The organism is Hungatella sp. SL.1.14, from assembly GCF_024460495.1.
Lineage (GTDB): Bacteria > Bacillota > Clostridia > Lachnospirales > Lachnospiraceae > Hungatella > Hungatella hathewayi.
Genome location: NZ_JANFYJ010000490.1, coordinates 1 through 290 on the forward strand (window position 1 = coordinate 1; position 290 = coordinate 290).

The following is a 290-nucleotide window of genomic DNA, read 5'->3' on the forward strand; positions in this document are numbered from 1 at the left end:
GGGAGAAGAAGGTGGTGGAGGATTATATCTACCTTCAGAAGATGCGGTTCGGCAGCCGGATCCGGTATACCTCGGAATGTAGCCAGGATACTATGGATGTCATGATTCCGGTATTTGCCTTACAGCCGCTGGTGGAGAACGCCATTGTCCACGGGCTCGCAGTAAAGCCGGAAGGCGGACGGCTCCATATCCGGTCATGGATAAAAGAACATCGGATTTTTATTTCCGTGTCCGACACAGGAGCCGGGATTGCGCCGGAGCGGCTTGAGGAAATCAGGGAAGAACTGAAG

The 290-nt window shown here is 53.4% G+C and carries 1 protein-coding gene; it reads left to right on the forward strand.

The genetic code is table 11. From position 1 onward, the window contains the following. A partial coding sequence (locus NE473_RS31965) for a sensor histidine kinase (RefSeq protein ID WP_349769282.1) occupies window positions 1-290 on the forward strand: 290 nt, incomplete at both ends.